Annotated in this window: 16 protein-coding genes and 1 pseudogene; 9 read left to right on the top strand and 8 right to left on the bottom strand. The window is 67.8% G+C overall.

The window, feature by feature from the left end; translation table 11 throughout:
* Positions 1–4: 4 nt before the first annotated feature.
* Positions 5–1,909: pseudogene (locus tag G5V65_RS06335) on the bottom strand (OmpA family protein); the annotation flags it as partial.
* A 157-nt stretch (positions 1,910–2,066) separates the two neighbouring features.
* Positions 2,067–3,032, bottom strand: a complete 966-nt coding sequence (ubiA, locus tag G5V65_RS06330; protein WP_165048013.1) for a 4-hydroxybenzoate octaprenyltransferase — start codon at positions 3,030–3,032, stop codon at positions 2,067–2,069.
* A 12-nt stretch (positions 3,033–3,044) separates the two neighbouring features.
* Here ubiA and G5V65_RS06325 point away from each other — a divergent pair, with 12 nt between their 5' ends.
* The 4 genes from G5V65_RS06325 to G5V65_RS06310 all read left to right on the top strand — a co-directional run bounded on the left by G5V65_RS06325 (position 3,045) and on the right by G5V65_RS06310 (position 6,452).
* A complete protein-coding gene (locus G5V65_RS06325) occupies positions 3,045–3,767 on the top strand; it encodes a 16S rRNA (uracil(1498)-N(3))-methyltransferase (RefSeq protein ID WP_165048011.1) in 723 nt (240 codons plus the stop codon).
* Positions 3,764–4,306, top strand: coding sequence for a hypothetical protein (locus G5V65_RS06320; RefSeq protein ID WP_165048009.1), 543 nt, complete (start codon positions 3,764–3,766; stop codon positions 4,304–4,306). Before G5V65_RS06325 ends, G5V65_RS06320 begins: the two co-directional genes overlap by 4 nt.
* A 96-nt stretch (positions 4,307–4,402) precedes the next feature.
* The gene (locus G5V65_RS06315; RefSeq protein ID WP_165048006.1) at positions 4,403–5,749 is read left to right on the top strand and encodes a glutamate--cysteine ligase; all 1,347 of its coding nucleotides are present in this window, start codon (positions 4,403–4,405) and stop codon (positions 5,747–5,749) included.
* A 361-nt stretch (positions 5,750–6,110) separates the two neighbouring features.
* On the top strand, positions 6,111–6,452 hold the full coding sequence (locus G5V65_RS06310; protein WP_165048004.1) for a DUF6693 family protein: 342 nt from the start codon (positions 6,111–6,113) through the stop codon (positions 6,450–6,452).
* Between the two features lie 28 nt (positions 6,453–6,480).
* Here G5V65_RS06310 and plsY read toward each other — a convergent pair whose 3' ends face one another.
* The 4 genes from plsY to G5V65_RS06290 form a co-directional block, all read right to left on the bottom strand.
* Entirely contained in the window at positions 6,481–7,092 is a 612-nt protein-coding gene (plsY, locus tag G5V65_RS06305; RefSeq protein WP_394352231.1) for a glycerol-3-phosphate 1-O-acyltransferase PlsY, read from the bottom strand.
* Between the two features lie 5 nt (positions 7,093–7,097).
* Positions 7,098–8,369 carry a dihydroorotase gene (gene pyrC, locus G5V65_RS06300; protein ID WP_165048000.1) on the bottom strand — a complete coding sequence of 424 codons (1,272 nt, stop codon included), beginning with the start codon at positions 8,367–8,369 and terminating at the stop codon, positions 7,098–7,100.
* Positions 8,366–8,746, bottom strand: a complete 381-nt coding sequence (locus tag G5V65_RS06295; protein ID WP_165047998.1) for a hypothetical protein — start codon at positions 8,744–8,746, stop codon at positions 8,366–8,368. Before G5V65_RS06295 ends, pyrC begins: the two co-directional genes overlap by 4 nt.
* A 109-nt stretch (positions 8,747–8,855) precedes the next feature.
* The gene (locus G5V65_RS06290) at positions 8,856–9,818 is read right to left on the bottom strand and encodes an aspartate carbamoyltransferase catalytic subunit (protein ID WP_165047996.1); all 963 of its coding nucleotides are present in this window, start codon (positions 9,816–9,818) and stop codon (positions 8,856–8,858) included.
* A 135-nt stretch (positions 9,819–9,953) separates the two neighbouring features.
* On the opposite strand from G5V65_RS06290, the gene G5V65_RS06285 reads away from it, so the two are divergent.
* From G5V65_RS06285 to G5V65_RS06270, 4 genes are all read left to right on the top strand, one after another.
* Positions 9,954–10,814, top strand: coding sequence for a uracil-DNA glycosylase (locus G5V65_RS06285; protein WP_165047994.1), 861 nt, complete (start codon positions 9,954–9,956; stop codon positions 10,812–10,814).
* On the top strand, positions 10,811–11,353 hold the full coding sequence (gene moaB / locus G5V65_RS06280) for a molybdenum cofactor biosynthesis protein B (RefSeq protein ID WP_165047992.1): 543 nt from the start codon (positions 10,811–10,813) through the stop codon (positions 11,351–11,353). The genes G5V65_RS06285 and moaB overlap by 4 nt, the downstream gene beginning before the upstream one ends.
* Before the next feature lie 114 nt (positions 11,354–11,467).
* The gene (locus G5V65_RS06275; protein WP_165047990.1) at positions 11,468–12,931 is read left to right on the top strand and encodes an efflux RND transporter periplasmic adaptor subunit; all 1,464 of its coding nucleotides are present in this window, start codon (positions 11,468–11,470) and stop codon (positions 12,929–12,931) included.
* A 5-nt stretch (positions 12,932–12,936) separates the two neighbouring features.
* Positions 12,937–16,314: an efflux RND transporter permease subunit gene (locus G5V65_RS06270; protein ID WP_165047988.1), complete on the top strand. Its 3,378-nt coding sequence runs from the start codon at positions 12,937–12,939 to the stop codon at positions 16,312–16,314.
* Between the two features lie 49 nt (positions 16,315–16,363).
* On the opposite strand, the gene G5V65_RS06265 is transcribed toward G5V65_RS06270, so the two are convergent.
* Complete coding sequence (locus G5V65_RS06265; protein ID WP_241250466.1) at positions 16,364–17,260, bottom strand: protein-disulfide reductase DsbD domain-containing protein; 897 nt, start codon at positions 17,258–17,260, stop codon at positions 16,364–16,366.
* A gap of 38 nt (positions 17,261–17,298) precedes the next feature.
* On the opposite strand from G5V65_RS06265, the gene G5V65_RS06260 reads away from it, so the two are divergent.
* Positions 17,299–17,853, top strand: a complete 555-nt coding sequence (locus G5V65_RS06260) for a YqgE/AlgH family protein (RefSeq protein ID WP_165048129.1) — start codon at positions 17,299–17,301, stop codon at positions 17,851–17,853.
* 111 nt (positions 17,854–17,964) lie between these two features.
* Here the strand turns inward: G5V65_RS06260 and G5V65_RS06255 are convergent, their stop codons facing one another.
* On the bottom strand, positions 17,965–20,307 hold the full coding sequence (locus G5V65_RS06255) for an aldehyde dehydrogenase family protein (protein WP_165047986.1): 2,343 nt from the start codon (positions 20,305–20,307) through the stop codon (positions 17,965–17,967).
* Positions 20,308–20,309 lie beyond the last annotated feature (2 nt).

Raw genomic sequence — 20,309 nt, 5'->3', positions numbered from 1 at the left:
TGGGCGGGGCGAGGGCGGGGATCACCACCCCTTCCCCTGCGGTGGCGGTCTGCGGGACCGGTACAGAGGCATCGGCCGTTTCGGCCGTGGCCGGGGCGGCAGGCGCGCCGATCAGGGTGAATTCGATGCGGCGGTTGGCTTCGCGGCCCTCTTCGGTTTCGTTGTCGGCGATGGGCCGGGCTTCGCCATAGCCGACAGCGCGCATTTCCGACACTTCGACCCGGCGGCCCTGAAGGGCAAGGAGAACGGCATCGGCGCGGGCCTGCGAGAGGGCGCGGTTGCCCTCTTCCGAGCCCTGGGAATCGGTGTGACCGGAGATTTCCAGCGGCAAAGCGGGGCATTCGTTCAGCGTATCGGCGAGGCGCGTCATCAGCTGGCCGGTGGCCGCGTCGATTTCGGCGGAGCCGGGGGGGAAGGTGATCTTCTGGCTGTCCAGCAGGCTGTCGATCCGGGCGAGGCATTCTTCCGGCGTGGGCAGGGCAGCCAGCGGATCGCGGGCTTCGTCATAGCGGACGGAGACGCGGAATGTCTTTCCCTGGCCGAGCTTGTCGGAAAGGATCTGGCTGATCCGGTCGCGCGCGCTTTGCGAGCCGGTGATGCCCGACACCTCGACCGTGTCGGCGCGCACGAGAAGGCTGCCTTCGTCGAGTTCGCCCAGCGCCTCGATCCCGGCGAGGACACGGACGGGCCAGCCATCGGGCAGTTCGGAATCGAGCCTTGTGGCATTGTAGACCTTGCCGACGCCGAATTCCGCCTGGGCGAAGCTGTCGACGACGGCGCGTTGCAGATCGTCGGTCAGGCGACCGCGCAGTTCGACGCGGCCTTCGGGGGCGAGCGTGGCGGTGAATTCGGCAGGGCCCGCCGTGGCATTGGCCGCCTTGGGGAGCGTGGCATTCAACGAGAAGACCTGCGGCAGCGCGGCCTTGAGTTCGCCCACGGCGCGGTCATAGGCGGCCTGATCGGTGCCTTCGGCGGCGACGAGCGAGATATCGGCATCCGAGAAGGTCACGGTGCCCTGGCCCATGGCGGCGATGGCGCGGATGGCGGCTTCGACGGCTTCGCCCCAGCGCGGGCTTGGCACGCCGAGGCCGACGGTGCAGCTGCCCTTGCCCTCCATCCCGGCGGCGATGGCCGCGGCGAGGATGCGGTTGCGCGCGGCGTCGGTATCGGCCGAGCAGGCATCGAAGCGGGCGCCCTCGGCATCCTTGACGAAGCGGAGGGTGAAGGGGGTGATGACGGGGCGGGGGGCGGAGATGTCGATCACAAGGGCGAGGCCTTCGGGGCGCAGGCGGGCGAGTTCGCTTTCGAGGTTGCGCTTTTCGGCATCGCTGGTGGCGATGGCCGTCACCTCGACCCGGTCGGCGGCGACGGAGATCTTGGAGCGGGGAAGCAGGCGCAGCGCGTTCAGGCCGAAATCGAAGGCCGCCTGCCAGCTTGCGGGCGCGGGATAGGCCGCGGTTTCCAGCATGTCGGCCACCGGCACGCCCTGGGCCAGTTCGGCGGCGGCGGCGGCGAGGGTGGGTTCGTCGCTGCCTTCGGGCAGCAGGCCGATGAGCTGGATCCCGTCATCGTTGCGCAGCATCTCGACCGAGAAGCGGGGGGCTTCGATCTGGGTGACGGGGGTGACGGAAAGTTCGTCCCGGACGCGGCCGCTGTCGATGACGGAGCCTGCGATGTTGACGGCGCGGAAGCGGGCGGCCTCGTTCGGGGCGGTGCCGGAGAGGGTGACGAGCATGCCATCGGCGCTGGCCTTGACCCAGGTGATCCCCTCATTCGCCATGGCCCAGTTGATCGCCTTGACGGAGCGGCGTTCGATCACCGCGGCGGCCGTCATCGCGATGAAGAGCGCGAAGGCCCCGGCCACGGCGAAGGCCAGAAGCGCGGTGAGGCCCGGCGGCAGGCGCCGCAGACGGGCGAGGCGGAAATCGGCCCTGCGCAGGTTGGGCAATGACAGCTTTGGCAGGCGCATCGGGCAGCTTTCCTTGGGCGATTCGTGCCGGGGGCAGGCCCGGGCGGGGATTCTGCGACGGCCTGCCGTGATTACGTCGGCAGGGGGGAAGGATCAATCAAACCAGTGCCGCAGCGGCAATAAACAGCGCAGGGATCAGCCCGGCATCGCGGTTGGAGCGGAAGACGGACAGGCAGGCGGCGGGATCGTCGATATCCACGCGGCGCATCTGCCAGAACATGTGGGCGCCCATGGCCCAGGCCCCCGCCAGCGCTACGAGAAGCGGCAGGGGCGAGGCCAGCGGCAGCAGGGCCAGGGTGGCGGCGGCGGCCATCAGGAGGACCGTCAGGACAAGGAACAGGGCCAGCCATTTGCCGGTATGCGCGCCAAAGAGGCGGGCGGTGGAGCGGACGCCGATCAGGGCGTCGTCTTCCTTGTCCTGGTGGGCGTAGATCGTGTCGTAGAAGAGTGTCCAGACGAAGCCAGCCGCATAGAGGAGGATGGGGGCAAGGGTCAGGCTGCCGGAATGCGCGGCCCAGAGCAGCAGCGCGCCCCAGTTGAAGGCGAGGCCGAGAAAGGCCTGCGGCCACCAGGTGAAGCGCTTGGCGAAGGGGTAGATGGCGACGAGTGCGAGGGAGCCCACGCCAAGGGCGATGGCGAGGGGGTGGTAGGTGAAGAGGATGAGCGCGGCGACGAGGGCCTGCGCCACCATCCAGACAAGCGCCTGTTTCACGGTGACCTGGCGCGAGGGGATGGGGCGCGAGCGGGTGCGGGCGACGGCGGCGTCGAAATCGCGGTCGGTGATGTCGTTCCAGGTGCAGCCCGCGCCGCGCATCAGGAAGGCCCCCACGGCCGAGGAGGCGACGAGCCAGAGGTCGAGCCAGGTGAAGCCGCCGGTGGACGCGGCGGCAAGGGCGATGGCCCAGAGGCAGGGGATGAGCAGGAGCCAGGTGCCGATGGGCCTGTCGGCGCGTGACAGGCGCAGGTAGGGGCGGGTGGCGGCGGGGGCCAGCGTATCGACCCAATTGCCGCGCGGGGCATCGGCAACGATGCCGGCCTCTGGAATTACGGGCGGTTGGGTCATAGGGTGCGGGCCATGGATGCGAAGGTTCGTCTTTATGTAGATCAGCCCCTTGGGCAGGGGCAAGCCGTGGCCTTGGGCGCGGATCAGGCGCATTACCTGTTTTCGGTGATGCGCCTGGCCAAGGGGGCGGCGGTTGCGCTGTTCAACGGGCGCGACGGGGAATGGCGGGCCGAGGTCGCGGAAGCCGGCAAGCGGGGGGGTGTTCTGGTCTGCGACCGGCAGACCAGGGCCCTGCTGATGCCGCCGGACCTGTGGCTGCTGTTCGCGCCGATCAAGAAGGCGCGGACGGATTTCATCGTGGAGAAGGCGGTGGAGATGGGCGCGCGGCGGATCCTGCCGGTGCAGACCCGGCATACCAATTCCGAGCGCATCCGGCAGGACCGGCTGCAGGCCCATGCGGTAGAGGCGGCGGAGCAATGCGGGGGCACCTATGTGCCGGAGGTCGCCGATCTGGTGGCGCTGGAGCGGCTGCTGGCGGGCTGGCCCGAGGGGCGGCGCATCCTGTGGTGCGATGAGTCTCTGGTGGGGGCCGCGCAGGGTTTGGCGGGGGCGGAACCGGGGCCCTGGGCCATATTGATCGGGCCGGAGGGCGGGTTTTCGGAAGGAGAGAAGGCGAAGCTGAGGGCGATGCCTGCGGTTCTGCCCGTCAGCCTTGGGCCGCGCATCCTGCGGGCGGATACGGCGGCGGTGGCGGCGCTGGCGCTGTGGCAGGCGGCGCTGGGGGATTGGCGGTGATCCGGCCGGAACTGCGCGCGGCGTTCTGGCAGTGGCGCGAGGTGATCGGGGCCGGTTCGGTGCTGCTGCTGGGCCTGTGGATCGCATCGCTTGGGGGATGGCTGCTGGTGCCGGTCGGGCTGATCCTGGCGGGGCTGGCGGCGGGGCTTGCCTTGCAGGGCTGGCGGCGGCTGCGCTTTGCCCAAGGGGCGGCCGCGCCGGGCGTGGTGAGCCTGGATGAGGGGCAGATTTCCTATATGGGGCCGCAGCTTGGCGGGTTCGTCAGCGTGCCGGAGCTGGATGAGGTGCGGCTGATGTCGTTGCGCGGGCGGCGGCTGTGGCGGCTGCGGCAGGCGGATGGGCAGGTTCTGCTGGTGCCGGTGGATGCAACGGGGGCCGAGGGTCTGTTTGATGTCTTTGCCGGGCTGCCGGGGATGGAGATGTCGATCCTGCTGGCGGCCCTTGGTCCGCAGGGCGACGGGCAGGGGCGCGGCCTTGCCCCGGCAGAACAGTCGCGGCTGATCTGGCGGCGGGCCGGGCGGGGCGTATCACGCCTGTAACGGCGCGCGGGCGGGCGGCTTCGGCCCCTTGACTTGCCCCGTCAGGCGAAGCACGAGTCGGGGCCTTGAACCAAGACACGCAGCGGAGCCTTGAAGATGTCCATTCCCCAGTCCGGTGGCGGGCCGATCGAGAGCTTTGCGCAGCTTGCCGAGTTCATGGAATCGGGCTGCAAGCCCAAGGCCGACTGGCGCATCGGGACCGAGCATGAAAAATTCGGCTGGCTGACCGACACGCGCCAGCCCCTGCCCTATGACGGGGCGCGGTCGATCAGTGCGCTTTTCGCGGGGTTGCAGGCGCAGTTCGGCTGGGAGCCGGTGCGCGAGGGCGACAACGTCATCGGGCTGACGCGGAACGGGGCGAATATCAGCCTGGAACCGGGCGGGCAGTTCGAGCTTTCGGGTGCGGCCTTCGCCGGGCTGCGCGAGACGGAGGCGGAACTGCGCCAGCACCTCGATGAGGTGCGCGCCCTGGCCGAGCCGCTGGGCATCCGCTTCATGGGGATCGGGGCGGCGCCGGAATGGCGGCACGAGGACATGCCGGTGATGCCCAAGGGGCGCTATCGGCTGATGACGGATTACATGGGCAAGGTCGGCACCCATGGCACGCAGATGATGTATCGCACGTCGACGGTTCAGGTGAACCTCGACTATGCGTCGGAAGCGGACATGGTCAAGAAGATGCGGGTGGCGCTGGCGCTGCAGCCGGTGGCGACCGCGCTTTTCGCCTCATCGCCGTTTTTCGAGGGCAAGTTGAACGGGCACAAATCCTGGCGGTCGCGCATCTGGCGGGGGCTGGATGACTCGCGCACGGGGATGTTGCCTTTCGCCTTTGATGAGGGGTTTGGCTTTCAGCGCTATGTCGACTGGGTGCTGGATGTGCCGATGTATTTTGTCTATCGCGACGGCAGATACATCAATGCGCTGGGCCAGTCCTTCCGAGATTTCCTGAAGGGCGAACTGCCCGCGCTGCCGGGCGAGAAGCCGACGCTTTCGGACTGGGCGGATCACATGACGACCGTGTTCCCCGAAGCGCGGGTGAAGCGGTATATCGAGATGCGCGGGGCCGATTGCGGGGATTTCGCGCATATCGTGGCGCTGCCGGCCTTCTGGGTGGGGCTGATCTATGACCAGACGGTGCTGGACGCGGCATGGGACCTTGTGAAGGGGCTTGATGCGGAGACGCGCGAGGGGCTGCGGGTTGCGGCCTCGGTCGAGGGGCTTGCCGGGCAGGCGGGCGGGGTGCGGATCGCCGATCTGGCACGGGCCGCGGTGGCGCTGTCGCAGGCGGGGCTGGCGGGGCGCGGTCTGGGGGAAGAGCGCTATCTGGCGCCGCTGGTGGAAGCGGTGGAAACCGGCCTGACGCAGGCGGATCGCTGGCTGTCGCAGTATCGCGGGGCCTGGGGGGGCGACTTGGCCCCGATCTATGAGGCCGCGAGTCTTTAGGGCCACGACGGCAGTCAATTTCCCGTGCCGCAGCCTGTGCCGCACTCTGTGGGCACGCAGCGGGCGGCGAGTTCAGGTATCGGCAAGGCTGCGTCCAAGGGTGCGCCATGGCGAAGCCAATTGGGATCAGGCCTGAACGAGGTTGGCCCCGAAGCGGCTGGGGCCTGTGACTCTGCACAAGTCGAAGAAGCCGATCAGCCTTTCGGCACGCTGCGGGCGGCGCGTAGGGTTTTTGTGCAGGCTGTGCCGGAGCGCACAGTTTGGACATATTTCTTTCATGGTTTAAGGCTTCGTTATTGTTCAGTGAAGTGAGGGGCAGTTCACTGAGGCTTCGGTTAACAATTTGAAAGGAAATGTTAAAATGAATTCCCTTATTCCGTCGGGGCACAAACTGAAGTGCGATTTCACTGTTTCTGAAGGTATTGGGACGGTAATAATCTGGGTGCTTCTGACCATCGTGACACTTGGTCTTGGTCTATTCATCGCACCCTATTACATCTTCAAGGCGCCGATCAACCGGACGAGCCTTGTTGCCCCGGACGGGCGCGTCGTGGGTAAATTGCATGTGGAGGTTGGCCTGGGAGAGATCATCGGACACGCCGTGATCTGGCTTCTCCTGTCAATCATTACATTGGGTCTTGCAGCGATTGTCTATCAGTTTGCCGTTTTGAAGCGCTTGCTGAACGGTGTTGAAATCCGCTGACGGCAGGCTGTCGCTTGCCTGGGCGATTTCAAGCGGTCTTCTTTCCGATCCGCGGCTCTGTTCCGTCCCGCATGCGGCGGATATTGGCGGCGTGGCGGATCCAGACCAGCGCGGCAAGCAGCAGGGCCAGAAGCACCAGATCGGAATAGCCCGCGAAGGCGAGGAAGCCGGGGCTGAGCGCCGATGCAGCCAGCGCCGAGGCCGAGGAAATGCGCGTCAGCGCCGCGGCCACGGCCCATGTGGCGCAGGCCATGAGCCCGACGGGCCAGGCCAGCGCTAGCAGGATGCCGAGGAAGGTGGCGACGCCCTTGCCGCCCTTGAAGCCCAGCCAGACCGGGTAAAGGTGGCCGAGGAAGGAGGCGAGTGCCGCGATCTGTGCGGCATCTTCCCCCACCAGTGCCCGGGCGATCAGCACGGCGATGCCGCCCTTGGCCGCGTCGAGGATCAGGGTCGCGGCGGCGGCGGGTTTGCTGCCTGTCCTGAGGACATTGGTTGCGCCGATATTGCCCGATCCGATCTGGCGCAGGTCGCCAAGGCCCATGGCGCGGGTGATCACCACGCCGAAGGGGATGGACCCCGCAAGATAGGCCAGCAGGGCCACAAGGCCGAGGGCCAGCGGGGCAGAGGTGATTTCGGGCAGGAAGATCATGCTGTGTGGACCCGGGTTCCGTTCACGAAGGTGGCCAGCACCTTACCCTCCATCCGCTGTCCGTCAAACGGGGTGTTCTTGGATTTGGACTGCAACTTGAAGCGGTCCATCAGGAAGGGGGCGTCGGGATCGAACAGCACCAGATCGGCGGGGGCGCCGATGGCCATGCGGCCTTGGGGCAGGCCGAGGCGTCTGGCCGGGTTCAGCGAGAGGGCGCGGAAGAGGGTGGGCAGGTCGATATGGCCTGCATGGTATAGGCGCATGGCGGCGGGGAGCAGGGTTTCGAGGGCGACGGCGCCTGCGGCGGCCTCTTCGAAGGGGAGGCGCTTGGATTCCTCGTCGGCGGGGGTGTGCATGGAGGAGATGCAGTCGATGGTGCCGTTTGCCACGGCTTCGACCAAGGCGAGGCGGTCTTCTTCGGAGCGCAGGGGGGGCGTCAGCTTGAAGAAGGTGCGGTAGTCGCCGAGGTCGATCTCGTTCAGGGTCAGGTGGTGGATGGAGGTGCCTGCCGTGACATCAAGGCCCGACTCCTTGGCGCGTTGCAGCGCGGGCAGGGCGTGGGCGGTGGTGATCTGGTCGGCGTGGTAGCGCACGCCCGTCATTTCGACCAGCGCGAGGTCGCGTTCGAGGCCCATGCGTTCGGCAAGGGGCGACACGGCGGGCAGGCCGCGGAGCGAGGCGAACTTGCCCGAGGTGGCGGCGGCGCCTTTGGAGAGACCCGGATCCTGCGGGTGGCCGATCACCAGCGCGCCGAGGGAGCGGGCATAGGTGAAGGCGCGGGAGAGAACCTTGGCGTCCTGCGTCACGGCGAAGGCGTCGGTGAAGGCGATGGCGCCTGCGTCGAGGAGGAAGCCGATCTCTGTCATCTCGCGCCCTTCGCGGCCCTTGGTCAGGGCGGCCATGTGGCGGATGCGGACGGGAGAGGCGTCAAGCGCGCGGCGGGTGACGAATTCCAGCGTTTCGGGTGTGTCGATGGCGGGGGCGGTGTCGGGGCGGGCGATCAGGGTTGTGACGCCACCTGCCGCTGCCGCGAGGCCTGCGGAGCGGAAGCTTTCGCGGTGGCGTTCGCCGGGTTCACCGATCTTGACGCCGATATCCACGATGCCGGGGGCGAGGTGGTGGTTGCCGCAGTCGATTTCCGTCGCGCCCTTGGGTTTCGGGCCGTTGATGGCGGCGATGACGCCTTTCGCCAATGTGACGGAGCCCTGGGTAATCGTGCCTGCCTCGGGGTCGATGATCCGGGCATGGGTAAGGTGCAGCGTGGTCATGTGCGGGGTCCGGACTGGATGGCGCGCGCGGCGGCGGCAGGATCGGGAAGGTAGCGGATCAGGTGCTTGTCGCCCGAACGGGTGACGATCTGGACCGCGCCGAGGAAGGGGCGGGCCTGCACGATCTGGTCTCGCGGGATGGAACGGCCGCCGGGGCCGGTGAGGTGCGTGCCGGTGAGGTGCCAGACTTCGCCCATCGCTTCGGACCGGACATAGGCGGCGCGGATGCCGATGGCGAGAAGGGCGGCGACAGGGCCGACCCAGGGGTCGGAATTGCCGAGCGCGACAAGGACAAGGCCCGCGGCGATGCCGCCGACGAGGGCCATGATGACATGGGCGCGCAGGTAGGCGGCGGGATCGGGGCGAAACTCCATCATCCCACCACGAAATAGATGGTGAAGAGGGCGAGGAAGATCAGGACAAGGGCCGCGACCTTGCCGCCCTGCTTCATCTCGTCCTTCGTGGGTTTGCGGTCGGGGTCGGGTGTCATACCATCGTTCCCACGATCTTGCGCCCGCGTTCCAGCCGCAGGTTGCGGGCGAGCAGGTCCATGCAGGCCATGCGGACGGCGACGCCCATTTCGACCTGATCCTGGATGACGGAGCGGTTGATGTCGTCCGCCAGATCGCCGTCGATTTCCACGCCGCGGTTCATGGGGCCGGGATGCATGACGATGGCATCGGGCTTGGCATGCGAAAGCTTGTCGGCGTCGAGGCCGTAGCGGTGGTAGTATTCACGTTCCGACGGGATGAAGCCGCCATCCATGCGTTCCTTCTGAAGCCGCAGCATCATCACCACATCCGCGCCTTCGAGGCCCTTTCGCATGTCGTCATGGACCTCGACCCCGAACTCGCCGATGCCTGATGGCATCAGGGTGGGGGGGCCGATCAGGCGGATGCGGTTTTCCATCTTGCCCAAGAGGATCAGGTTCGACCGCGCCACGCGGGAATGGGCGATGTCGCCGCAGATGGCGACGGTCAGGCGCTGGATGCGGCCCTTGGCGCGGCGGATGGTAAGGGCATCGAGCAGCGCCTGGGTCGGGTGTTCGTGGCGGCCGTCGCCCGCGTTCAGCACCGCGCAGTTGACCTTGGAGGCCAAGAGGTTGACCGCGCCGGATGCGCCGTGGCGGACCACCAGCAGATCGGGATGCATGGCGTTCAGCGTCATGGCGGTGTCGATCAGGGTTTCGCCCTTCTTCACCGATGACTGGGCGACGGACATGTTCATCACGTCGGCCCCCAGCCGCTTGCCCGCCAGTTCGAAGCTGGCCTGCGTGCGGGTGGAGTTTTCGAAGAACATGTTGATCTGCGTCATCCCGGCCAGCACGTCGGATTGTTTGACGGTGCGGCGGTTGAGATCGACATAGCGGTCGGCCAGATCGAGGACGGTGGTGATTTCGAGGGGCGCGAGATGTTCGATGCCGAGGAGGTGGCGCGCGCGGAAGGTCATTCTCATCCTCCTTCGGGGTTTCCTGCGGCTTATAGGGGGGGGCAGTGGATCGGGCAAGCCGCGCGGCGGGGTCCGGTTTCGCGCGGGAAAATTTGGCGGTGGCGCAGGGCCGGGGGCGGGCCTAGTTTTGCGGGCATGGGAATCGATCTGGACATCTCCACGCCCGAAGGCTGGCAGGCGGCGCTGGCGGCGCTGCGCTGGCAGATGGAACTGGGTGTGGACGAAGTCATCGGCGAGGATCCGGTGAATGCCTATGACCTGCCCGAGCGCGGGGCATGGCAGGCCGCACCGGCCAGTGCGGCCCCCTTGCCGCAGAAGGGGCCGGAGGCGCGCGCGGCAGAGCCCTATGTGCCCCAGATCAGCGCGGCAGAGCGCGCGGCGCAGGCGGCGGATGCGGCGGTGGCCGAGGCGGTGGCGCGGGCGGCGGCGGCCGGCACGCTGGCGGCGCTGCGCGAGGCGCTGGCGGGATATGAGCATTGCGAGTTGAAGAAGGGCGCGCGCAACCTTGTCTTTGCCGATGGGCGGGCGGGGGCAAGGGTCTTGATCCTGGGCGAGGCGCCGGGGCGCGAGGAGGATCTGGAGGGGCGGCCCTTCGTGGGGGCGGCGGGGCAGCTTCTGGACCGGATGTTCGCGGCCATCGGACTGGGCCGCGACAATCCCGATACGGAGCGGGCGCTGTATATCACGAATGTCATGCCCTGGCGGCCCCCGGGCAACCGCGATCCGCTGCCCGAGGAAGTGGCCATGATGCGGCCCTTTGTCGAGCGGCATGTCGAACTGGCCCAGCCTGAGGTGATCGTGCTGATGGGGAATGTGTCCTGTTCGGCGCTGCTGGGGGCGAAGGGCATCCTGCGGCTGCGTGGCACATGGACCGAGGCGCTTGGCCGGCCTGTGATGCCGATGACGCATCCGGCCTATCTGTTGCGCAACCCGGCGGCAAAGCGCGAGGCCTGGGCGGATCTGCTGGAGATACAGGCGAGATTGAGGGCGAGATGAGCCGGATCGACGAGACGAAGGATTTCATCCCGGTGCGGATTGCCGTGCTGACCGTCAGCGACACGCGGACGGCAGCGGACGACCGTTCGGGCGATACGCTGGTGGAGAGGTTGACGGATGCGGGGCATCTGCTGGCCGCGCGGGGGATCGTGCAGGATGACCGGGCCGGGATCGCGGCGCAGTTGCGGGCCTGGATCGCCGATCCGGCGGTGGATGTGATCCTGACGACGGGCGGCACGGGGCTGACGGGGCGGGATGTCACCGTCGAGGCGCATCGCGACGTCTATGAGAAGGAGATCGAGGCCTTCGGCACGGTCTTTACCATCGTGTCGATGCAGAAGATCGGAACAAGCGCGGTGCAGTCGCGGGCCTGTGGTGGCGTGGCGGGGGGGACCTATCTCTTTGCGCTGCCGGGCAGCCCGGGGGCCTGTCGGGATGCCTGGGACGAGATCCTGAAATGGCAGTTCGACTATCGCCACCGGCCCTGCAACTTTGTCGAGATCTTCCCCCGGCTTGAGGAACATCGCCGCAGAAAGTAGCGCAGGGCAGCGACGGAAACCTGGGCATCCGGCGTTTCACGCAGGCGTCATTGGCGCGGGCGGCCTGACGGGCTAGGTTGGCGTCAGGGCAGCAGGGTCTGCGAAGGGGATGGAATGCGGTTTTTCGGTCGCGCGGTCGGCGGTTTGTTTCTGGCGGCGGTGACGCTGGCCCTGCTGGCGCTGGCGGTCGGGGTGGTGATGGGCGCGCTGCGCGAGCGGATGGCGGGCGGTGGCCCGGCACGGCCTGCGGAAGAGCGGGTGATTTCGGCCAATGTGGTGCGGGTGGAGGCCGGGCACATCGTGCCGGTGATCACCGCCTATGGCGAGGTCCGGTCGGTGCGGCGGCTGGAATTGCGCGTGCCGCGCGCGGGCCGGGTGGCCGAGCTTTCGTCGAGTTTTGCCGACGGCGCCATCGTGCGGGCGGGCGAAGTGCTGGTGCGGCTGGACCCGGCCGAGGCGACGGCGGCGCGCGATCTTGCGGCGGCGGCCCTGGCCGAGGCGGAAGCGGCGGGGCGCGAGGCGGCGCGCGGGCTGGATCTGGCGCGGGACGATCTGGCGCAATCAGAGGCACAATTGGCGCTGCGCGGGCAGGCCTTGCAGCGGCAGCGCGACATCGAGGCGCGCGGCGCGGGATCGGCGGCGGCGGTGGAGACGGCGGCCCTGGCCGAGGCGCAGGCGGCGCAGGCGCTTTTGGGCAGCCGGTCGGCGCTGGCGCAGGCCGAAGCGGCGGTGGATCAGGCGGCGATTGCGGTATCGCGCGCGCGGATCAACCTGTCGGAGGCAGAGCGCGCCCTTTCCGAGACGGTGATCACGGCGGAATTCGACGGCCGGCTTGAGGGCGTGGCGGCGCTGGTCGCGGGCGGGCAGGTGGGCGCGAACGAGGTTCTGGGCACGCTGATCGACCCTGCGGCGCTGGAGGTTTCGTTCCGGCTGTCGACGGCGCAATATGCGCGGCTGATCGACTCGCGGGGGCAGTTGGTGGAGGCCCGGGCAAGCGCGCGGCTGGATGTGGCCGGGGCGGCGCTGGCCGCCGAGGGGCGCATCGTGCGGGCGGGCGCTTCGGGGGCCGAGGCGGGCGGGGGCCGTGTCGTCTATGCCGCGCTGGAGGCGGCGCCGGGCCTGCGACCGGGGGATTTCGTGACGGTGGCCGTGGAGGAACCCGCGCTTGACGGCGTGGCCGATCTGCCGGCGACGGCGGTGGATGCGCAGGGCCGCGTGCTGGCGCTGGACGGTGAGGCGCGCTTGCAGGAAGTGGCGGTCGAGGTGCTGCGCCGGCAGGGGGACCGGGTGATCGTGGCCCCCGGCGGGCTGGTCGGCCGCGAGGTGGTGGCGGAACGGTCGCCGCTTCTGGGGGCGGGGATCAAGGTGCGCCCCGTGCGCCCGGGCGAGGCCACCGAGGCCCGGGCCGAGCCCGAGATGTTGGATCTGACGGAGGAGCGCCGCGCGGCGCTGATTGCGGCGGTGGAGGGCAATGCCCGGATGCCGCAGGAGGCCAAGGCGCGCGTGCTGGAGCAGTTGAAGATGGAGCGCGTGCCGGCCGATGTCGTGGCCCGGATCGAAGCCCGGGCCGGGGGCTGAGGGCGATGCGATCCAGGGGGATATTGTCCTATTTCGTGCGGCATCGGACCATTGCCAACCTGGTGATGGTGGTGATGCTGGTGGCCGGGCTGGCGGCGGCGGGCAATATCCGGGCGCAGTATTTTCCGGATGTCATCATTTCGGAAGTGGATGTCGATGTGTCCTGGCCGGGGGCCGGGGCCGAGGATGTGGACCGCGCCATCGTGCAGGTTCTGGAGCCCGCGCTGATCGCCGTCGAAGGCGTGGCGGCGACGAATTCGCGATCCTTCGAAGGGCGGGCCTCGATCGAGATCGAGTTCGAGCCGGGCATTGATCTGGACCGCGCCGCGCAGGACGTGACGGCGGCGGTCGAAGGCGTGACGACCCTGCCCGCCGATGCCGAGGAACCCGAGGTGCGGCGCAGCGCCTGGCGCGATCAGGTGACGGATGTGGTGATCACAGGGCCGGTGGGCGTGGATCAACTGGCGCGGCTGGCCGATGAATTCACCGCGCGGCTTTTTGCGGCGGGCGTCACGCGGACCACGATCAATGGATTGTCCGCGCCGCAGACCGTGGTCGAGGTGACTTCGGTCGCGCTGATGCGGCATGACGTGACCATGGCCGAGATTGCCGATGCCATCGCGGCGGCGGTGGTGACGTCGCCTGCGGGGGAAGTGGCGACGGGGGCCGCCCGGGTGCGGACCGGCGAGGAGCGCCGCCGCGCGGATGAGATCGGCGATATCGCCCTGCGGGTGGCGGCGGATGGGACGGTTTTGCGCATCCGCGACGTGGCCAGCGTTCGGGTGGACGGGGCGGATCGGGGGCGCGCGGCCTTTGTGGGCGAGAACCCGGCCATGGCGATCCGGGTAGAGCGGGGCCCCGAGGGCGATGCCATCGACATGCAGGCCCGCGTGGCCGAGGTTGCGGCTGCGATGCGGCCCGCCCTGCCGCAGGGTGTGACGCTCGATCTCGTGCGGACGCGGGCGGAGCAGATCACCGAGCGGCTGTCGCTGATGTTCGACAATGCGGCGACCGGGCTGGTGCTGGTGGTGCTGATGCTGTTCCTGTTCCTGAACGGGCGCATCGCGCTTTGGGTGGCGGCGGGCATTCCGGTGGCGACCCTTGCCGCCGTCTTCGTGATGTGGACGGGCGGTTTGACGATCAACATGATCTCGCTTTTCGCGCTGATCCTGGTGCTGGGCGTGATCGTGGACGATTCCATCGTCGTGGGGGAACACGCCGATTTCCGCGTGCGGCATCTGGGGGAAACCCCGGTCGTGGCGGCGGAGCGGGCGGCGGTGCGCATGGCGGGGCCTGTATTGGCATCGACGATCACGACGGTGATCGCCTTTCTGGCGCTGGCGGCCATCGGCGGGCGGTTCGGGGATCTGATCCAGGACATTCCCTTTACCGTCATGGCGGTGATGCTGGCATCGCTGATCGAGTGCTTCCTGATCCTGCCCAATCACATGGCCCATGCGCTGGCGGATTCGGTGAAGGAAAAATGGTATGACGCGCCAAGCCGGTTCATGAACCGGCAGCTGGACCGCTTCAAGGAAGCGGGGATGAAACCGCTGATGCGCTGGGTGATCGCGGCGCGCTATCCGGTGCTGGCGGCGGCCGTGTTGGCGCTGGCCACACAGGCGGCGCTGTTCCTGCGCGGGGATGTTCCGTTCCGCTTTTTCAACGCGCCCGAGCAATCGTCGCTGACCGGAAATTTCGCGATGCTGCCGGGGGCGACACGGGCCGATACCGAGGCGATGATGGCCGAGTTGCAGCGGGCGGTCGCGGCGGTGGGTGCTGCCTATGAGGCCGAGCATGGGCTGAACCCGGTGGAATTCGTCATGGCCGAGGTGGGCGGCGGCACGGGGCGCGGTCTTTCGGGGGCGGCGACGAAGGATGCCGATCTCCTGGGTGGGATTTCGGTGGAGATCGTCAATCCGGACCTGCGGCCCTATTCCGGCACCGCCTTCATCGCCGCCGTGGAGGCCGAGGTCCGCCGGCATCCGCTGCTGGAGGAGCTGAGTTTTCGCGGCGGCCGGTTCGGGCCGGGCGGATCGGCGATCTCGGTCGATTTCTACGGGGCGGATGCGTCGGTCCTGAAGGCGGCGGCCGAGGCGCTGAAGGCGCGGCTGGCGGTGTTTCCCGAAGTGTCGGGGCTGGAGGATACGCTGGCCTATGACAAGGAGGAACTTGTCCTGAGCCTGACCCCGACCGGGCAGGCCATGGGATTTGCCATCGACCGGCTGGCCGCCGACCTGCGCGACATGCTGGGCGGGATCGAGGCGGCGACCTTCCCCGATGGCCCGCGTTCGGCGGCGATCCGGGTGGAACTGCCCGAGGGCGAATTGACGGCGGATTTCCTGGAACGGACGCAGATGCGCGCGACCGGGGCCGATGGCACGACGCGCTATGTGCCGCTGGCCGATATCGTGACGGTGGAGCGCGCGGCGGGGTTTTCATCGGTGGTGCGCGAGAATGGCCTGCGCGTCGTGACGGTGTCCGGCGACCTGGCCGAGGATGATCCGGCCCGCGCGACAGAGATTCAGGCCGCGATCCGGCAGGATTTCGTGCCGCGGATCGAGCAGGATTTCGGGGTGCAGGTGCGCTATTCCGGGCAGGCAGAGCAGGAGCGGGAGTTTCTGGGCGGGGCGGCGGTGTCGGTGCTGCTGGCGCTGGTGGGGATCTATCTGTGCCTTGCCTGGGTCTTTGCTAGCTGGGCGCGGCCTTTCGTGGTGATGTCCGTCATTCCCTTCGGGCTGGTGGGCGCGATCTTCGGGCATTGGTATTGGGGGGTGCCCTTGTCGATGTTCTCGATCGTGGGGATCATCGGCATGTCGGGGATCATCGTGAACGATTCGATCGTTCTGGTGTCGACAATTGACGAGTATTCGCGGCGGCGCGGATTGATCCCGGCCGTGGTGGATGCGGTCGCCGACAGGCTGCGCCCGGTGCTGCTGACGACGCTGACGACGGTGCTGGGGCTTGCGCCGCTGCTGTTCGAACGATCAAGCCAGGCAGAGTTCCTGAAGCCGACGGTGGTGACGCTGGTCTTTGGTCTGGGCTTCGGGATGTTCCTCGTGCTGCTGGTGGTTCCGGCGATCACGGTGGTGCAGGCGGATATCACGCGGCGGCTGAAGGCGCTCAGGCGTGGCTTGCGGGGCCGCGGCGCGCGGGGGGCTGCGATGCGGCGGGTGCTGGGGATCGGGGTCGGGGTGATGCTGGCGCTGCTGGTGCTGATCCTCGGGCCGGTCCTTGCAGGCGGGGCCCTGGCGGGATGGCAGGTCGCGTTGCTGCCCTGGCTGGCCGGGTTGCCCGCCGGTGCGGCGGCGTTCCTGCTGGTTCTTCTGGCGGCGGGTGCGGTGACGGGGGCGATCTTCCTGCTGACGCGACAGAGGGCCTGAGGCCCGGGGCAGCGCTTGCGTGCCGGTCAGGGTTGAAGGCGGTCGCGCCTCAGGGTGCGGGGCAGCCCCGGATTTCCACTGCGCGATCGTCCGAGATCACGGTGACAACGACCATGGACCGGTCCAGCGCGAAGGGTTTGCCTTGCGGGGGGACCATCTCGGCCGTGGCGACAAGGGTGTTCCCGTCCCGCTGAACGGCGGATTCGGATACCCAGACACCGGAAAGGCCGGGTTCGAAGACCACGGTTTCGGCGCCATTTCCCCTTGGCAGGTCAATCGTGCCTGTCACGCGCAGGCCATCCTTGATCGGGTCGATGCGGCAGCCGATGCCGCCGAGACCGGCCTCGCGCCCGGTGAGCGGCTGATCGGCCAGCGCAGCATGGATCAGGGGGTCTGGGGCCCCCGGGCCGGAGAGGACGCCGTCGAATGCCAGGCTGGCGGGCAGGCAGATATCGGAACAGACCCCCAGATCCACCGCAGCCCTGAGGCGGACGGGCAGGGAGGGATCGGCGGGGATCACCTCGATCGGCAGGACGAGATCGCCCTTGTAGCCGATGGTGTTCAGCCCGTTCAGGCTGAACACTTCCGGGCGGGGCCAGTGAAAACGGACAGAGCGGACATTCTCGCTTCCTGTCCAGTCGAAGCTGGGGGGGATGCCGGCATCGCCGGGGCTGCGCCAGTATGTCTTCCACCCCTGTGCCATCACAAGATGGAGCGCGGCCATATGCGACCCGTCAGCCGCCTGCCAACCGCTGCGCAAGGCGCCGGTCAGTACGTCATCCTGTGACTGGGCGGCGGCGGGCAGGCAGGGGAGCAGGCAAAGCAGGGCAAGGGGGGCAATCTGGCGCATGAGGCGAAGATAGGGATCGGCGGTGAAATGGGAAATCACGATCCGGCGACAGGAAATGACCTTCGGGGGCTTGAGGCAGGGCTGCAACAGGGCCATCTTCGGGGAAGCAGGCGGAGGATGTGGAGATGGCCGGGCTGGATCTGGATGGAAAGCTCTTGATCGCCATGCCGGGCATGGGCGACCCGCGTTTCGAAAAGAGCGTGATCCTGATCTGTGCCCATTCGGCCGAAGGGGCAATGGGCCTGATCGTGAATCGTCCGGCGCGGGACCTGACCTTTGCCAGCCTGCTGGAGCAGCTTTCCATCCCGATTGGGGCCGAAGGGCGCGATATCCGCATTCATACCGGCGGCCCGGTCGAACGCGGGCGCGGCTTTGTGCTGCATTCGACGGATTATGCGGGCGGGGCCACGACCATGCAGATCGCCTCGGGCTATGGCATGACGGCGACGCTGGACATCATCGAGGCATTGGCCCAGGGCGGTGGGCCCAGCCGGGCCCTGCTGGCACTGGGCTATTCCGGCTGGGGGCCGGGGCAGCTTGAATCCGAGATCCGCGCGAATGGCTGGCTGGTGGCGGATGCGCCGGCGGAACTTGTCTTTTCGCCGGATGATGCGGGGAAGTGGGTGGGCGCGCTCAAGGTGATGGGCATCGACCCGCTGACCCTGTCAGCGGCGTCTGGTCGGGCCTGAGACAGGAAAATTCTTCATCCGAAGAATTTTCCGGGGCACGAATTTTCTGCGAAAATTCGTAGGCTTTCCATGGAAAGCCTGTGGGGAAAAATCTTCAGTGAAGATTTTTCCCTATTCGCCATAGGGGACCCATATGGTCTTGATCGCGGTGGCATGGCGCAAAAATTCGCGGCCCTCCCCCTCTGCGCCCATCCAGTCGCGGGCGCGGCCGTTGTTGACCCATGTCCGCTTGAGGTTTGCCGCGCTTTCGCTTTCGATCAGGGCGGAAAGATCGGTCGAGGAGAAAGACCAGAGCGCCTCCACATCCATGTGGCCTGCCAAGGGCTTGGCGAGTTCGGCATGGCTGCCGGTGACGATGTTCACCACGCCTGCGGGCAGGTCGGAGGTTTCCAGCACCTGGTAAAGGTCCGTCGCGGCCAGCGGGAAGGGGTCTGACGGCACCAGCACGCAGGTATTCCCCATCGCGATGGCGGGGGCCATGGTGGAGATCAGGCCAAGCAGCGGTGCCTCGTCCGGGCAAAGGGCGGCGATGACGCCCACGGGTTCGTTCATGGCAAGGGCAACACCGCGGATCGGGACGGATTTGGCCTGACCGTCGTATTTGTCCGACCATGCGGCATAGGTGAAGAGGCGGGCGATGCTGGCGTCCACTTCTGCCGTGCCGTCACGGCCTGTCAGATCGCGGATGCGCGCGGCGAATTCGGTCGCGCGGGCCGAGAGGTTTTCGGCGATGTAGTACAGGATCTGGGCGCGGTTGTGGCCTGTGGCCTTGCCCCAGCCTTTGGCCGCGTGGGCGGCTTCGACCGCGTTGCGGATGTCCTTGCGGTTGCCGAGGCCGACATGGCCGAGGTGCTTGCCCTTCGGAGAAAAGACCGGGCGGGAATAGCCGCCGTCGGGGCGGGCCTGTTTGCCGCCGATGAAGAGTTTGGCGGTGCGGTCGAGGGTGGGGGGATCAAAATCGCGCGGTTCAGGGATTGCGGCGACGGGTTTCAGGGGTTTGGCGCTGCGGACGGGCTTGAGATAGGCCATGAGGCCTTCCCAGCCACCTTCGCGGCCGAAGCCGCTTTCGCGCACCCCGCCGAAGCCAGCGGCGGCGTCGAAGAGGTTGGTGGCGTTGACCCAGACGACGCCCGCCTTGATCTTGGGCGCGATGTCGAGGGCGAGGTTGACGTTTTCGGTCCAGACCGATGCGGCGAGGCCGTAGCGGGTGTTGTTGGCAAGGTCGACGGCTTCGGCGGGCGTGCGGAAGGTCATGGAGACGAGGACGGGGCCGAAGATTTCCTCCTGCATCAGGCGGGAGGCGGTGCCGAGGCCGGTGATGAGGGTGGGCGGGTAGAAGCAGCCTTGGGCCGGGATCGGCGTATCGGCGTGGTAGATGTCGCCGTCGGAGCCGTTCACCATGTCGGTGATGGTGGCGAGCTGGATCGGGTCCACCACCGCGCCCACGTCGATGCATTTGTCCAAGGGGTCGCCGAGGCGGAGGCCGTCCATCCGGCGTTTCAGTTTTTCGTGGAAGCGGGGGGCGATGCCTTCCTGCACCAGAAGGCGCGATCCGGCGCAGCAGACCTGTCCCTGATTGAACCAGATGGCATCGACGAGGCCTTCGATGGCAGAGTCGATATCGGCGTCGTCGAAGACGATGTAGGGGGACTTGCCGCCCAGTTCGAGGGTCAGCGCCTTGCCCGTGCCTGCCGTGGCGCGGCGGATGGCCTTGCCCACGGCGGTGGAGCCGGTGAAGGCGATCTTGTCGACGCCGGGATGCGCGACGAGGGCGGCGCCCGTGTCGCCGTCGCCGGTGACGATGTTGAGGACGCCCTTGGGAAGCCCTGCCTCGCGCGTGATTTCGGCGAAGAGGAGGGCGGTGAGCGGGGTGTACTCGGCGGGTTTGAGGACCACGGTGTTTCCGGCGGCCAGCGCAGGGGCGACCTTCCATGCCAGCATCAGGAGCGGGAAGTTCCACGGGATCACCGCGCCGCAGACGCCATGGGGGGCGTGGCCGGGAAGTTCGCTGTCCATCAGCTGGGCCAGCCCTGCGTGATAGTAGAAGTGACGGGCGACCAGCGGCACGTCGATGTCGCGGCTTTCGCGGATGGGTTTGCCGTTGTCCATCGTTTCCAGCACGGCCAGAAGGCGGGCGTGTTTCTGGATCAGGCGGGCCAGCGCATAGAGGTATTTCGCGCGGGCATGGGCCGGCAGGCGCGCCCATTTCGGCTGCGCGCGGCGAGCGGCGGCGACGGCTGCGTCGATGTCCTGCGCGGTGCCTTGGGTGATCTGCGCGAGGTCGGTGCCATTGGCGGGGTTCTTCGTGGCGAAGGTCGCGGCCGGTTTGGTGAACCCGCCGTCGATGAAATGGCCGAAGGTTTGGCCGTGTTTCGCGAGCCATGCCTTCACCTCGGCATTGCCTTCGGGGGCGGGGCCGTAATCCATGCGGTCGAAGATTTCCTTGATCGTCATGG

This window comes from Paragemmobacter kunshanensis (genome assembly GCF_011059185.1).
Taxonomy (GTDB): domain Bacteria; phylum Pseudomonadota; class Alphaproteobacteria; order Rhodobacterales; family Rhodobacteraceae; genus Paragemmobacter; species Paragemmobacter kunshanensis.
This window is presented reverse-complemented; position numbering and strand designations above follow the sequence as displayed.

Bases quoted from the DNA above. Each gene is read 5' to 3' on its own strand.
- G5V65_RS06270 (WP_165047988.1), top strand. From the start codon at position 12,937: ATGCGATCCAGGGGGATATTGTCCTATTTCGTGCGGCATCGGACCATT.
- ubiA (WP_165048013.1), bottom strand. From the start codon at position 3,032: ATGACCCAACCGCCCGTAATTCCAGAGGCCGGCATCGTTGCCGATGCC.
- G5V65_RS06325 (WP_165048011.1), top strand. From the start codon at position 3,045: ATGGATGCGAAGGTTCGTCTTTATGTAGATCAGCCCCTTGGGCAGGGG.
- moaB (WP_165047992.1), top strand. From the start codon at position 10,811: ATGAGCCGGATCGACGAGACGAAGGATTTCATCCCGGTGCGGATTGCC.
- G5V65_RS06285 (WP_165047994.1), top strand. From the start codon at position 9,954: ATGGGAATCGATCTGGACATCTCCACGCCCGAAGGCTGGCAGGCGGCG.
- pyrC (WP_165048000.1), bottom strand. From the start codon at position 8,369: ATGACCACGCTGCACCTTACCCATGCCCGGATCATCGACCCCGAGGCA.
- G5V65_RS06275 (WP_165047990.1), top strand. From the start codon at position 11,468: ATGCGGTTTTTCGGTCGCGCGGTCGGCGGTTTGTTTCTGGCGGCGGTG.
- G5V65_RS06265 (WP_241250466.1), bottom strand. From the start codon at position 17,260: ATGGCCCTGTTGCAGCCCTGCCTCAAGCCCCCGAAGGTCATTTCCTGT.
- G5V65_RS06255 (WP_165047986.1), bottom strand. From the start codon at position 20,307: ATGACGATCAAGGAAATCTTCGACCGCATGGATTACGGCCCCGCCCCC.
- G5V65_RS06295 (WP_165047998.1), bottom strand. From the start codon at position 8,746: ATGATGGAGTTTCGCCCCGATCCCGCCGCCTACCTGCGCGCCCATGTC.
- G5V65_RS06290 (WP_165047996.1), bottom strand. From the start codon at position 9,818: ATGACCTTCCGCGCGCGCCACCTCCTCGGCATCGAACATCTCGCGCCC.
- G5V65_RS06315 (WP_165048006.1), top strand. From the start codon at position 4,403: ATGTCCATTCCCCAGTCCGGTGGCGGGCCGATCGAGAGCTTTGCGCAG.
- G5V65_RS06310 (WP_165048004.1), top strand. From the start codon at position 6,111: ATGAATTCCCTTATTCCGTCGGGGCACAAACTGAAGTGCGATTTCACT.